Origin of the sequence: Rhodococcus olei (assembly GCF_039540555.1) — a bacterium.
Taxonomy (GTDB): domain Bacteria; phylum Actinomycetota; class Actinomycetes; order Mycobacteriales; family Mycobacteriaceae; genus Rhodococcus_G; species Rhodococcus_G olei.
Genome location: NZ_BAABFB010000040.1, coordinates 53,498 through 67,356 on the forward strand (window position 1 = coordinate 53,498; position 13,859 = coordinate 67,356).

General features: G+C 69.0%; 8 protein-coding genes. 2 read left to right on the top strand and 6 right to left on the bottom strand.

Features of this window, described 5'->3' with window-relative positions:
* Window positions 1-195: 195 nt before the first annotated feature.
* The 6 genes from ABD951_RS12525 to ABD951_RS12550 all read right to left on the bottom strand — a co-directional run bounded on the left by ABD951_RS12525 (window position 196) and on the right by ABD951_RS12550 (window position 12,103).
* Window positions 196-1,593, bottom strand: coding sequence for a sigma-70 family RNA polymerase sigma factor (locus ABD951_RS12525; RefSeq protein ID WP_345345207.1), 1,398 nt, complete (start codon window positions 1,591-1,593; stop codon window positions 196-198).
* Window positions 1,593-2,093, bottom strand: coding sequence for a hypothetical protein (locus ABD951_RS12530; RefSeq protein WP_345345209.1), 501 nt, complete (start codon window positions 2,091-2,093; stop codon window positions 1,593-1,595). The genes ABD951_RS12525 and ABD951_RS12530 overlap by 1 nt, the downstream gene beginning before the upstream one ends.
* On the bottom strand, window positions 2,084-2,932 hold the full coding sequence (locus ABD951_RS12535) for a ParA family protein (RefSeq protein ID WP_345345211.1): 849 nt from the start codon (window positions 2,930-2,932) through the stop codon (window positions 2,084-2,086). Before ABD951_RS12535 ends, ABD951_RS12530 begins: the two co-directional genes overlap by 10 nt.
* Complete coding sequence (locus ABD951_RS12540; RefSeq protein ID WP_345345213.1) at window positions 2,929-4,641, bottom strand: DEAD/DEAH box helicase; 1,713 nt, start codon at window positions 4,639-4,641, stop codon at window positions 2,929-2,931. The genes ABD951_RS12535 and ABD951_RS12540 overlap by 4 nt, the downstream gene beginning before the upstream one ends.
* A complete protein-coding gene (locus ABD951_RS12545) occupies window positions 4,626-10,604 on the bottom strand; it encodes an AAA domain-containing protein (RefSeq protein ID WP_425569835.1) in 5,979 nt (1,992 codons plus the stop codon). Before ABD951_RS12545 ends, ABD951_RS12540 begins: the two co-directional genes overlap by 16 nt.
* Window positions 10,605-10,750: 146 nt before the next feature.
* Window positions 10,751-12,103, bottom strand: coding sequence for a hypothetical protein (locus ABD951_RS12550; RefSeq protein ID WP_345345217.1), 1,353 nt, complete (start codon window positions 12,101-12,103; stop codon window positions 10,751-10,753).
* Between the two features lie 444 nt (window positions 12,104-12,547).
* Between ABD951_RS12550 and ABD951_RS12555 the strand changes: the two genes are divergently transcribed.
* Both ABD951_RS12555 and ABD951_RS12560 read left to right on the top strand, forming a co-directional pair.
* Window positions 12,548-12,727: a hypothetical protein gene (locus ABD951_RS12555; protein ID WP_345345219.1), complete on the top strand. Its 180-nt coding sequence runs from the start codon at window positions 12,548-12,550 to the stop codon at window positions 12,725-12,727.
* A 370-nt stretch (window positions 12,728-13,097) separates the two neighbouring features.
* Window positions 13,098-13,685, top strand: a complete 588-nt coding sequence (locus ABD951_RS12560; protein ID WP_345345221.1) for a T3SS (YopN, CesT) and YbjN peptide-binding chaperone 1 — start codon at window positions 13,098-13,100, stop codon at window positions 13,683-13,685.
* Window positions 13,686-13,859: the final 174 nt, after the last annotated feature.

Genomic DNA, 13,859 nt, shown 5'->3' on the forward strand with positions numbered 1-13,859 from the left:
GTCGCCGACCAGGCAGACCAGGTCGCTGTCACCGATGGAGGAACGGCATGAACGACCCGGATGCTATCGGGGGCAGCTCCCACACGAGAATTGCGCTCTCGGTGGTGATGGCGAACAGATCGCGACGGACACACCGTTAGTGCTTGGCGATGTCGGCGCGGCTCCCCGTCACCCTCGTCGACAGCCACGATCCACTCAGTCGAGGAAATCAAGGTGCGCCCACAGCACACCGGCCGCACCTTCTTCCTCGCGGAGCCACTTCATCGTCTTCGACTCGATCTGCCGGATCCGCTCCCGGGTGACCCCGAAGATGCGACCGATCTCGTCCAACGTCGCCGACTCGCCGGTCATTGTCCCGGCAGGCAGTCCACGCCACGACCCCTCACTATCACCGACGTACCCGTGCCGAAGCGCCAGCACGGCCGCCTCCCTGTCGGAGAGGGTGTCGAAGGCCTCCTCAATGTGCGTGCGAAGTTGACCGCGGTACGCCGCTTCGAATGGGTCGACGATCTCGACCGCATCGGCCGCCAGCATGTCGTCCGATTCGAGCGCAGTGATGCGGTCGAGGCTGACAACCGGCTGCGACGACACGTCCAGCATCCGGATCTTGTCTACCCCGACATCCATCGCCGCAGCCATCTCCGCGTCGGGCGCCTCCCGCCCCTCCCTGAGAAACCACTCGCGACGAAGCCTCCACAGCTTGTCGACGTCCTCCACGACGTGGACCGGCAACCGCACACTCCGCGCGAGGTCTGCGATGCTCCGCGTGATCGACTGCCTGATCCACCACGTCGCGTACGTCGAGAACTTCGTGCCCTGCATGTAGTCGAATTTCTCCACCGCACGGATCAGCCCGAGATTGCCCTCCTGAATCAGTTCCAATAGATCCAACCCGCGATGCTCGTACGCGCGGGCCGTGTGCACGACAAGCCGAAGATTCGCCTCGATCATGTGGTTTCGGGCGCGGGCGCCGTCACGAGCCAGCCACCGCAGATCGCCGGCCTCACGTTTGGGAATCACTGCAACCCGGTCCTCGGCTGCCCTCAGAAGTTCGCTCGCGTACAGGCCCACCTCGATGCGCTGCGCCAGATCCACTTCCTGCTCCGCCGTCAGCAGATCGACCCGTCCGGCGCGTTCCAGGTACCACCCGATACCGTCCTGCCCGCTACCAATACCCCCGCTGCTGCGTTGACTGTCCTTGGACTGAACCGTGATCCCGGCGCGGGGCGGCCTCGACGTGCGCGCACGAACATCACGGACAGCGATCCCGAGATTAGCGAACGACTCGATCAGCCCATCGACAGCATGCGCACCCATCGGGAACCGAACGCCACCCGGGCCATCGCACCGACCGGTCTCACAGTCGAGTCGTTCACTGTCGCCGCGGGCGAGCACGTGGACGCACCCCGGCCGTGCCGTCGACCCGCGAAACACCCAGAGCAGATCGATTGACTGCAGCGGCGCCCGGCGTGGATCTCTGCTGTACTTGAAAACTGTTTGAGGAGGGAGGTTCTCACGCGTCACCCACACGTGACCGTCGTGCACGATCAGCTGGCCGTCAGTGCCCTCGTACCGGTGGAACACGATCGCCACTATCGGAGTACGTCGCCCTTGGACGACCGCGCCAGCACCCGCTCGACGATCCGATCCACGAGCCGCGACGCCGTCTTCCACCGCATCGCGGCGCCGTCGTGGTTCATGCCCTGCTCGGCGACGATGTCCTTGAGCTGGTCGACGGTGAGGGTGCCCAACCGCGCCCGCAGGCCGGCCTCCCCCGACACCTCGAACACCGCGAACGGATCCAGGAGCCCCTTCGACCGCTTGGACCGCGACGCCGGCTTCGGAGCCGCCCGAACGGCCGCGGGGGCCGAAGCCGTCGACGGACCCGAGCCCAGCGCGTCGGCAAGCGCCTTCGCGAACCGCGGCGTCCGTGCCGCCTCCGCCGCGATCGCGTGCACGAGCCGCGACAGCGCCTCTCCCGCAGCCGGATTCGCGGTGACCAGTGCGACCAGCGACGTCTCGGCCTCGGTTACCGCCCGCCGCCGGCGCAGCGTCTCCGCGTTCAGCCCGCCGCCCTGCCCGTTCACACCCATGCCAACCGCACCTTCGTCGTCGCGATGAAATCCTGTGCCAGATCACGCAGCGCGGTGAACTGGCCGTCGTTGCCGTACTTCTTCCGCAGCGTGCCGAAGTCCGCGAATTCGGCGGCCGCGGCGATCTGGTTCGCCTCCGGGATCAGCGACGGGAACACCATCGAGATCTGCTTGTTCCGGTTCAGGTCGTCGACGGTGGTGCGGTGCACCGCGGACGCCTTGCGATACTTGGTCACCACCACCCCCAGCTCGACGATGCTGGTTCCCCACTCCTCGGCGAACTGCCGGATCCTCTCCTGCACGGGGCCGATCCCGTACGTGGACATCACGTCCGGGATCGTCGGGATGATGTACGCATCCGCGAGCCGCAGCCCGTTGAGCGTCATCGCGCCCAGGTTCGGTGGGCAGTCGATGAGGACGTAGTCGTAGTCGGCGAGCACCGGTTTCAACGCCCTCGTCAGCACCTCGGTGTGGCCGTGCGTGATGTCGGTGACCCGGTCCTGCAGCGCGATCAACCGCAGGGAAGACGGCAGCAGATCCACCGATGTGACGGACGACAGCGGCGACACCTGCCGCTGGATCAGCGTCGACACGTCCACTGGCCCGGGACGGTCGCCCAGCGCATCCTCGAACAGCGCCGCGAGTGTCCGGCCGGCCGCGTCGAGCTCACCCCACCGCTGCTCGCCGATCATCATGATCGTCAGGTTCGTCTGCGGGTCCAGGTCGATGAGCAGCACACGCTGCCCGAACTCCCCCGACAGCGTCTCGGCGAGCGCCGCGGTGGTCGTTGTCTTCCCCACCCCACCCTTGAGGTTGATGGTCGCCACGACGTGGGTCACGCAAATCCCCCTGTTCTTTCGCTTTCGACTGCGGGCATCACAATGGCAGACAAGTCCGACAGGACCGCCGCAACGTCAGCGGATTCGAGGCGTGCCAGCGCGGTCGCTTCGCGCGCCCGGACCTCCGCTTCGCTGACGCGCAGCATCTCGGCCGTCCGCGGGATCGAAACGGGGCTGCCGCCTCCGATCCCGAAGAGATGGAGCACGACCCGAACCTCGTCCGGGTCGAGCACCGCCAGGCACGACAGCAGCAGGTCGGTGACCGCGATGTCGTCATGGGCCGCGGCCACGGTCAACAGTGCGCGAGTAGTACTCCCGGTACGCGGAGCCGCCCTCTCGACAATCGGAGCCGGGGGTTCGAGCACCGGCGCCCGCTCGTCGGCCCGTGATGCCCGCGAAAGCCAGTCTGCGAGCAGGCCTGGTGCCTCGTCGGCGTCGACGGTGACGAGGTCCGACGCGATCTCGGTGAGCTGCTCGAGGAACGTGCCGTGCGCGCCGCGGTCCGGGTCCTCGCTGCTGTCGCCGATGTAGAGCACCAGGAACGACCCGTGCCGCCCGTCCCCCTTGGGACGAATGATCCGGCCCATCCGCTGAATCATCTGCCTGCGGGTCCGACTGCTGGCCAGGATGATTCCCACGTCGGCCTCGGGAACGTCGACACCCTCGTCCAGTACCCGCGGTGCCGCGAGCGTGGTCATGGTGCCCTGCTTGAACAGGTCCAGGAGTTGAGCGCGGTCGCCGGTGGACAGGTCGCTCGTGTAGGGAGCCGCGATGACCCCCTGCTCGAGCAGCGCCTCGGCCGCCATCCTGGCCGACTCCTTGGTCTCGGAGAACACGATGCTGCGGCCGCCGGTGGCGAGGACGCCGCCAATCTTCCGGAGTGTGTCGAGCTTGCCTTGGCTCTCGGCGAGGACCGCGCGACGCCGCGAGAACGCCTTCAGATAGCGGCGCGCCGACCACGTGGCTCGGTCGCCGCCGCCCTCACTGAGCATCATCACGTCACGCATGAATTCGCCGAACGGCTCCTCGCGGCACCCGTGCTTGCGGGTCAGTGCGAGTCGTTCCTTGGTTACGGTCTCGTCCAGGTCGTTGTACTCGGCCTGCTCCTCCGGGGTGAACGGCACCGACACCAGCATCACCCGCACCGGCGCGAGGATCCCGTCCGCGTGCCCGCGCGGGTAGTCGCAGCCGGGAATGAGCGTCTCGAAGTACGGCAGCAGGTGCTCGTGCACCCCGTTGTCGTTGCGTTCGAATGTCGCGGTCAGCCCGAGCCGTTCGTCGAAGTCGCCGGTGAGCAACCGCGAGAACGACGACGCGCCGTAGCGATGCACCTCGTCGGCGACGAGCAGCGCGGGCCCGTCGGGCATCGGCGCGCCCCGCCCGATCGCGGACTGCACAGTGCTGACGAGGATGTCGACGCCCGCGAAGGTGTCGGTGGTGCCGGCGCCGCGACGGCCGACCCGTGCGTGCGGTACCGCCGTCCTGAGAGCCAGATACCACTGTTCGAGCAACACCACCCCGGGTACCACCACGAGGACGGTCCGTCCCCGCGCGACCGCGTCGGCTGCCGCGGTGATGCCGACGGCGGTCTTACCGGTCCCGGTGACGGCCTCCACCACACCGCGCCGGCCGACGGCGATCCAGCTCTCGAACGCGTCCCGTTGCCATGCTCGCAGTTCGAAGCCGCCAGTGGTCACCGCCGCACCCATGTGACGGTCCCTGCGCCGATCTCCTTGCGCAGCACCCGCTCCCGCTCGAGCTCGTCGAGAATCGACGTGCACTCGGATTCCGGGAGCCGGGTGATCTGCGCGGCGCGCGCGAGGGTGACGGGAGCACCCCATGACGCGGCGAACAGCAGCTTCTTCGCTGTCTCCCGCTGCGCCGCCGGGAGACCCGACGTCTCCGAGGTTGCCCGCCCCTCGTCATCGACGGGCCGGCTCGGCGTCGCCGCGGCTCCAGGCAGTGCGTACTTGCCGTCTGCGCGCACGACGAGTCCGTCGGCGACCAGTTGGTCCAACCGGGGCCCGAACTTGAGGGTGTCGCTGCCGAGTGCCCGCCACAGCACGTCGAAGGTCGCCGGACCACGCTGCAAGCGCTCCAGCACCTTCCACTCGACCGAGCCGCGAGCGGGCTCCTGCGATACCGGATCCGACTCCGTCTGCGTCTGCCGAGCTGTCGGTGCGGGCACGTCCTGCGGGAGGTGGAACCGCCCTCCTATCCGCACCAGGGCACCGGTCTCGCTCAGGATTTCCACGGCCTCGCGGACCTGCTCGATGTCGACCGGGAGGCGCCGTTCGAGCTCGTCGAGGGTGACCGGCCCACGCTTGGCCTCGGACATGACCATCTGCTGCATCAGTCGGGGTGCGATGACCGGACGATCCTCCGCCGACCTTCTCGCCCGGGCGTCACCCCTGTCGTCATCGTCAGTGACCACTGGCACCCTTCCGGTACCGGAGTCGTCCGGCCATGCGGGAACGGAGGCGACCAGCTCGTACCGAGTACCCCGCTTGGTGCCGACCTGAACCATCAGTCCGTCGTCGATGAGGCCCTTGATCGCGGTGCGCACGGCGCCGCGGTCGACACCCCAGGCATCGGCCAAGCCACTGGTCGTCACCGAGCCGTCCGCGGCCGCCTCCAGTACCCGTGACACGAGATCCTCGTCGCTGCGCGGGATTGCGCTGCGCGGCATGATCTCCCACGCCGGGCCCGGCCCGGCCTCGCATGTGCCCGCGGCTTCGGTCACATCCGCCGCGTCGGCGGTCAGGACACGCGACGTGGGCGGATCCCCGGGTTCCTCTCCCGAGGTTCCCGCCCCGACTGGGGGCACCGGCACCTGTTCGGGATTGACAACCTCCCAGGCCGACCCGGCCATGCCGGTGGCCGCCGTCGTGGGCCTGTCATCGCCGACGGAATCGGCGGGCAGTACGGGGGTGTCGACTGGCACCGCCTCGACCAACGACAACTGTGCGGCAGCACCGGGCTCGTCGAACAGTGCCACGGGTTCGCCGGCCGCCAGAACATTCGGCCACGTCGAGCCCACGTCGGTACGCGACGAATCGAGAAGCTCGGTGGGCCCCTCACTTGCCAGTGCCTCCCCGGCCAGATCGGGAGCAGTCGCGGGGAGCCGCTCCGGAGCCATCGTGACGCCGCCGAGCGCACCGTCGTCCCAAACCTCGACATCGGTGCCGCCATCCCGAACCGCCATCCCTCCACCGAGGAGGACCCCGCCAGCTTTCTCGTCCTCGGGTTCGGGGGTGGCTGAAGCCTCGCTCACCGGACCCACGGCCGCCACGGGTTCCCCGGCAATCACCGCAGGTTCGGCGGATTCCGCGTGATCGGACTCGTCGGTGTAGGACTCGTTGTCGACCAGCGACACCGGTGTCCATGAGACGCCGTCTCCTGGGCCGGACTCGTCGAGGATTGCCGGAGCGATGCCCCGCCGGTCCAGCTCCGCCCACAGCCCGCTCAGCGCGCCGAACGGGTCGAGGTAGTAGGCGGATTCGCGGATCCGCCAGAACTCCCACCCGCACCGCTTGAGTTCCCGCTCACGTTCGAGGTCCCGGGCCCGCTGCTCCGGGGTGGTGTGGAAAGCGTCGCCGTCGCACTCGACCGCGAGCCGACCCGCGGCACCGGTGACGACGAGGTCGATGCGGCGGCTGTTCACCTCGACCTGCGGGTTGACGTGGTAGCCGCGGTCGGTGATGTCCAGGAAGACGCGCTGCTCGAAGAGGCTGTCGAACGCCGTGTGCCGGTCGTCGCGGGTGACGCCGACCGGCATCGGGTCGGCCGGGGCCGGCGACGTCGACTGCATGTAGGTCAGCAGCGAGTGCCGAAGATCGGTGTCCCGCAGCGAGTCCGGGGTCACGGAGTGGAACAGCCACAGCTGGTCCTGCGCCCGTGACGCGGCGACGTTGAACGCCCGCTGCGCCTTGTTGTCGGTGCGGGCGGCGACCCGCTGACCGGGCGCGATCACCATGGACAGGAACACGACGTGCCGTTCGTCGCCCTGGAAGTCCGGCGGGGTACCGATACGCAGCCGGCGCTCGTCCCACTGCTTTCCGTCGAGCCGGTCCAGGAGCTCGTTCCGGATCACGTCGACCTGCGCCTGCCCCTGCAGGACCACGACACCGAATGTCTTCCCGTCGTATGCGGGATCGTCCATGCAGGCTTCGATCGCGTCCGCGATCGCGAGTGCTTCCGGGCGGTTGGACAGCTTCGCGTCCCGCCCGGTGACCACGCCGCCCTCGATATACGACGTGCGCAGCGGCTTCAGGCGATCGGAACCGAACTGCCGCAACGGAACCAGCGGCGCATCCCGATAGAACTGGTTGCTCGACCACGTGATGATCTCCGGCATGCACCGGAAGTGCTCCCGCAGCCGCACCACCTGACCGAACCGGGTGCGCAGCATCGAGAACAGGCTGTCACGCGGAGTCAGGCTGGCGCGCAGGTATTCCGGCATGTCCGGCAGGTAGGTGTCGAGCCGCTGGAACACCGCGTCGAGCGCGCCCGACGCGACCTCGCTCGGCGCGCACTGCTTGTCGTCGCCGACGACGATCACCCGCGGCGCGAGCCACAGCAGGAAGAGGCTGGCGATGTCGGCCTGGCTGGCCTCGTCGACGATGACCACGTCGAACGCGCCGGGCTCGGCCGGAATGGAGGCGAGCACCTGCTGCAGCGGCATCACCCACGCCGGAACCGCGCCCTGCGCCACCTGCATCGCCGACCGCGCCGCCGACCGGTACTGCTCGGCGTACTTGCCGGTGCCCTTGCCGATGTTCGCGACCTGCCCGCGATACGCCTGCAGCGCCTGCACCTGCTCGGCCGTCATCCGCTCCAGGCAGCCGCGCCACGCCCGTTCGGCGGCGAGTTGCGCCGTCAGGCGGGCGATGTCGGCCTCGACGGTCTCGAGGTCGGCCTCGAGGCGGCGGTCGAGACCCTCCTCGTGATGTGCCTGCACCCAGTTTTGCGCGCGGCGCCACGCCCACGCCTCGTCCAGCTCGGAGACCCGGGTGAACCATCGCTCGTCGGAGGGATTCTCGGCGACGAGCGCGGCGAGCCCGGGAGCGGAGTCCTCGAGCTGTCGGCGCAGGCTCGCCAGCAGCTCCTCCTCGGTCTGGGTGGTGCGGGCGTCGTCGAGCGCGGACAGCGCGGACTCGATACCGGCGTAGTCGCCGGCACCGATCGAGTCGACCAGCGCGGCACTCTCCGGGGACGGCGCCGACGAGAAGCACGCCGCCACCGACTCCGCCAGTGACTGCAGCGCCGCGCGGGCCGCGTCAGTGTCGGATCTGGCCGCGATCGCGGCCGCCGCGTCGGCGAGCGCGTCCGCCTCGGCCACGCTCCGTGCGTGACGCACCATCGGGTGAATCGACCGCAGCGCGTCGGTGATTGAGTTCGACTGCTCGACAAGCGCGTTCACGACCCGGATCGAGTGCTCGACGATGCCGAGCGCGTTGACCTGCGCCCCGCGCGATCCGGCGGTGTCCAGGGGAATCCTCAAGTCGGCGAGGACGGCCGCCGCCCGCTGCACGCAGTCGAGGGCGCGCAGGTGCTCCGCGACGACTCGCATCGTTTCCGCGGTGGTCGCCGGCTGGCCGTCGACGGTGGCGACGGGGCCGAGCGCCTCCACCGCCTTCTGCTGGTCGCTCTTGCGGAACCGGCCGCGCCATTCGAGGCCGCCGTGCATCGCCGATGCCATCGCGCCGTACACGTCGAGTGCGTGCCGCCCGGTGGCCGGGACGTCCACCATTCGTGGTCCGACGAAGCTGTCGGATTGGGCGGCGAGCTGCAGAAGCCCGGGAAGGTCCGCGGTCTTCGACCACAGATGCCCCGCGGCGCCGGACAGCACCGCGTCCGCCGCCGCCTGGACGGCCGGGGGCTGACGTCGGACGTCGACGACCACGCCGTGCAGCCGTTCACACCGCAGTCGGATGTCGGTCAGGACGTGCGGCGTCGCCCCGGCGAGCGCCGCCATGAGCCACGCCGCCTCGGGGCGGACCTCACGCGGTGCGGCACCCGCCCGCGCGCACAACTGGTGCAGCTCGCCCGGGGACGGCAGCACGCCGTCGACGCGCGGCAGCGCCTGCTGCAGTCGCTGCACCCGCTCGGGTGTCGATCGCGCGGTCAGCTCCAGCACCGACTGCAGCTGTGCGCCACCGATGCCCGGCTCGGCCGAGTGCAGCGGCCCGGGCAGCCAGTCGTAGCGGTCGGCGCGGCGGGTGACGTGCCGGACGATCGACGCCGCGGTCCCGGCGTACCCGGACGCGACCTCGGGGTGGACGAATGTCTCGGACTCACGGAGCGATCGAATGCGTTCGGTGATGCTGCTGCGGCGGCTCAGTGCCTCGGTCCGCCGAGCGGCGAGGTCGTCGATGCGGGCCGTGGTCGTGGCGGCGTTGTACGACGACTTGCGGGTGGCGATCTCCGCGACACTGCGGTTCAGTTCGGCCGACCCGCCGCGTCCGACGTCGGTGATCGCGACGCACAACTCCTGCATCTCGGGCGGCAGTTTGTCGCGCAGCACCCGCAGCGCCTGCGCCTTCTCGCTGGTGACCAGAACCCGCTGGCCCTGGGCGAGCAACGCGGACACCAGGTTTGCGATGGTGTGCGTCTTGCCGGTACCGGGAGGGCCCTCGACGACCACGCCGCTGTCCCGGGCGAGACGCGCGATGATCTCCCGCTGCTCGGGGTTCGCCGGCAAGGGGAACAACGGATCCTCGGCGAGCGCCGCGGAGGGGGCCGAGCCGGCACGGTCGAGCCAGTCCACCCGGTCGTCCGGCTCGATGGCCTCGACCAGCTGCGCCAACCCGAGCGGAACCGGGACGTCGTCGCGTTCGGCCTCGGTGATCATCCGGTCGTAGTACTCGACGAGGGCGAACGCGCCTCGCTTGCGGAGCACCAGCGCCGGCGCGGCGACCAGCGTCCGGTCCGAGTCCGCGGCATCGGACTCGCCTTCCACCTGAACGGGCACGGTCAGCGACCGCCCGGCCCACGCCTTCAGAAACACCGGGATCGCCATGTCGATCGGCGACGACAGGTCTTGCAGCCCATCCTGCAGCGCCCGTGACCCGGTTGGGTCGAACATCGACAGACCCGTGAGCAGTTGTGTGTCCTCGAGGCGAGGCGCAGTCTCGGACGCCAACCGGACCAGCAGATCCCCGGACGCCTCGTCCCGTTCGATCGTGGCGGGCTGCGTGAGGATGTGCGTGCGCACGGGCTCGCCGACGTCGGTCGACGGCAGGGTGAGCAGGCCCGAGGCGAGCACGAGTTCGACGGATTCGGGGCGGGCGCCGAGTTCCTGCATCGCTCGTTGCAGCGAGGTGTTCAGCTGCCACACCGGTCGCCGTTCCCGGTCGGTCGCCGCCCACGCCTGCCAGTCCGCGAGCCAGTCGTCGAAGGCGGTGCCGATGCCGGCGACCTGGGGGTCGAGCCTCGGTGTCGCTGCCGAGTCGGTGATGTCCCCAAGGACCCGGCCGTGCAGGTGGGCGGGCAGCGCCGGCGGGTCGGTGAGCATCACACGACGTGAGCGGAGCACCACGCCACCGGCCGCCGCGTCTCGGACGAGCGCCACCTCGACGGCGTCCCCGTCCAGCCAAACCACGTCCTCGTGACGCCGGTGGTCCAGAACAGGTTTGCTGCGCGACTTCACCAGCTCGCGCAGGAACCGCATCAACCTCTGAACCCGGTCCTTGAGGTGGGGATCGTCCTCCCTGTTCACGGCGTTATCCCTCTCAACTTCCGGTTAGCTGCGCGACGTTGACGTACAGCGTAAGGACTCTGTGCGATTCGTCCTGGCCTACCCCCGAAACGGACGAACTACCGCGGCAGGCCGAGCAGGTCCCAACGGTCACGACCAACCCGCACCATCTCGATGTTGACACTGACCTTGCGAGCTTTACGTCCTCGGGGAGATCGCGCACCCTGGAGAGACACAACCTCACGAATCGCCTCCCTCACATTGTCATTCGGGAGGACGTAGATCCGCCGCGGGCGGTCGTTCAAGTCGACGAATACCCAGTACGCGGCACCCGTGTCGTCGACGCGTGGGTCCTGGTCTGAACTTGACGCTGTCCAGGTCGTACCAGTCCGGCTCTTGATCCGCACTACGACCGGGTTGCGACCTGGAACAGAGATCCGCACTGCTGTCCTGGGGGTGTCGGGTACGCGTGCTGCGTCGCCACCACGCGAGCGAACTTCCTCAATGAACCATTCAAGACCGCGGCTGGCGACACCATCGTTGGCGAACCCAGATGGTTGGGGCTGGACAGCGGAATCGAGGTCCAGCGCAACGGCGCTCACCAACGGCTGACGAGCGGGCGCCGAATCGCCCGGGACCTCCGAGCACTCGTTATCGGGATGGAGTGTCCCGCTCGGAATCAGCAGGTTCACGAGCAACTCGAACTCGCGGCGCTGGTGATACCCGAACACCACCGCGTCCGGATGACTCGTGCTGTTCTCCGGGAGTGCGTCGGCACCCTCGACCAGAATGTGCACCAATCCGTCCGCGTCGGCTCGGCCGGCGGGCAATATCACGCAGGCTCGGACTGCTGAGCGGGGTGCGCGACGGGGGTTGGTAGGGAATGGATAGTCGGAGACCCGTTCCCGGGTAATCCACACGTGCGTGTCGTCGACGATGACCTCGCCGTCGAGTCCCGTGAACCACCGGACGGAACCGAGTATGGCCGTCGCACCGGTTCCGGCGGAACCGTCGACAGCCGCGGCCGAATCGACGGTGTCGATGAGCCCGAGGAAGTCCGGCAGCAGGTCGGGACCGACGCCCTGCCGCCGCGCGGCACTGAGGATGCGCCAATAGAGAGAGTCGAGGGCGCTCGGATCTGCGGTCAGGACGTCGTACACCTCGCGGTCGTACCGGCCTCCGTTCGGCCGACTTCCGTCGAGGTTGGCCATCTTGGCGAGAACGCTGGTGTTCGGCCTTTTGAACAGGCGGGCAAGCTCGGGGATGGGGAAGGGCGCTCGCAGCGCGGAGCTGCTTCCGAAACGACTGTGGTCGACAACGCGCATGGCACACAGGCACGTCACGACTTCGGCCGGGATGAAGTTGACCTGCCGCCCGGATCCCGGATCGACCCGAGCGGCAACAGAACGCCACGCGTCATCGAGTTCCGCATCGGTGGGGTTGACGAAGTCCGCGAGCCCGTTGGCCACCACCGTTGTCTCCCTTCATCTCGCCCTGCGGGACGGCCACAGCGCTGATCCACCACGCTATTCGCTGAGGTTACCGACACAACCAACACCATCAATCACTGTCTGCCAATCGGATGACACCACCGTTGCGGGGCTGCCAACCACCGTCCGCTTCATCAGGTTGGGTGCGGCGACAGTCCCAGCACGAGTTGAACGCATCTGTTCACGATCACGGCGAACCGTGTCGGTGCCCCGCGATACCGTCGCCTCGGCGTTCGCGGTGTAGGAGGGGCCAATGTCCGTTGGAGACGAATTCGACCGCGCGATCGACGCGGCGTGGCGGGAGTTCCGGGGCGCCCTGGCCAACCGGTTGTCGACCCTGAGGACGGGCGAGGTGCTCGCCGTCGGCGCACTGCCCGAGGGCCGGGAGTCAATGCCGATGACGTTGGACTACGAGGCAGTCTCGACATGGTCGCCGACGCGATCAAGCGCAGAAATCTCGCCCTCGAGTACGCGCCCCTGCTTCCGGTGTTCAATTCTGCGCTCGACCGGCACGGGAGCGCACTCGCACTACCCTCGACCGGTGAGGCTGCGATGCGAGCCGACCTCGGCGTGGTGGCCGAGGTCCTCGCCGCGGCCGGCCCCTGAGCTCGGCCACCGCGCGCGCCTTCGCCGCCCTCAACACCCCCGGGATCACGCCTGCGGATGTCGGCCTGTCACGACGCCGGCGTCCAGCTGGTGGTCGGCCTCGAGAGCCTGCACCCACCGACATTCGTGGCGCGGGAGGCCGCGCTGCGCGCGGACAACCTGCGACTACGGGTCCCGTCGCCGTATTCGCTCGACCGGATCCAGCGCACCCTGACACCCTCAACACTGATCGATCTCGCTCGACCATCGGGCGTCGATCCTCGTTCACCGGTCGGCACCACCGCGTCACCGGCGCACGCTACGGTGGACGCGCACACCCGCCAGATCGACTGCGCGTCACCCCACCCGCGGTGCCGCCGGAAGGTGAACCATGACCGAGCACGACCACACCGACGACCAGCCGCTGCAGCTCGACGGCACCTTCGCCGTCGCCACCGAGGACCGCGACCAGCTGCACACGCTGTGCGTGCGGGCGCTGACCGAGCTGTTCGGTGAGGCCCCCGACACCGACGAGGACGGCGACATCGCCATCCCCGTGCACGGCTTCGGCGTGTTCGTCACCGTCGCGGAGGACGCCCCGCAGCTGCACGTGTGGGCGTCGCTGCTCGACGGGCTCACCGACCGCGCCAAGGCCGCCGACCAGCTCGTCGAGCTGGCGCACGAATGGCCGCGGCTGCGGTTCGTGCTCGACGGCGAGCACCTGCTGGCGTCGACGATCCTGGACGCGGACCCGTTCGCGCCGCAGCACCTGCTGAACCTGGTCGAGGAGCTGCACGACCTCACCCACGAACTCGACGACGACTTCGCGGCCCGCTTCGGCGGCACCCTCGACTGCGACGCCGACGACGACAGCTACGCCGGCGAGTGCGGCGCCGGTGGCTGCGGCTGCGGCGACTGCGGGTGCGGGGACGCAGGCAGCCTCGGCGACACCATCCCGGTCGGGGCTCCGCAGCAGTAGCCCACCCACGGGGCGACCACACGAACAGGGCCGCCACGACGCCGCACCCCGGCGCCGTGGCGGCCCTGCCCTGTCATCACCCGGCGACGGTCACCCGACGCCCCACATGTACCGCCCGTCGGGTTTCAATCCGCAACGCCACATCGACATCCGCGTCGGTCGCGTCACCCAACA

Coding starts and splice junctions, on each gene's coding strand:
- ABD951_RS12545 (WP_425569835.1), bottom strand. CDS start 10,604: ATGCGGTTCCTGCGCGAGCTGGTGAAGTCGCGCAGCAAACCTGTTCTG.
- ABD951_RS12555 (WP_345345219.1), top strand. CDS start 12,548: ATGGTCGCCGACGCGATCAAGCGCAGAAATCTCGCCCTCGAGTACGCG.
- ABD951_RS12560 (WP_345345221.1), top strand. CDS start 13,098: ATGACCGAGCACGACCACACCGACGACCAGCCGCTGCAGCTCGACGGC.
- ABD951_RS12530 (WP_345345209.1), bottom strand. CDS start 2,093: ATGGGTGTGAACGGGCAGGGCGGCGGGCTGAACGCGGAGACGCTGCGC.
- ABD951_RS12540 (WP_345345213.1), bottom strand. CDS start 4,641: ATGGGTGCGGCGGTGACCACTGGCGGCTTCGAACTGCGAGCATGGCAA.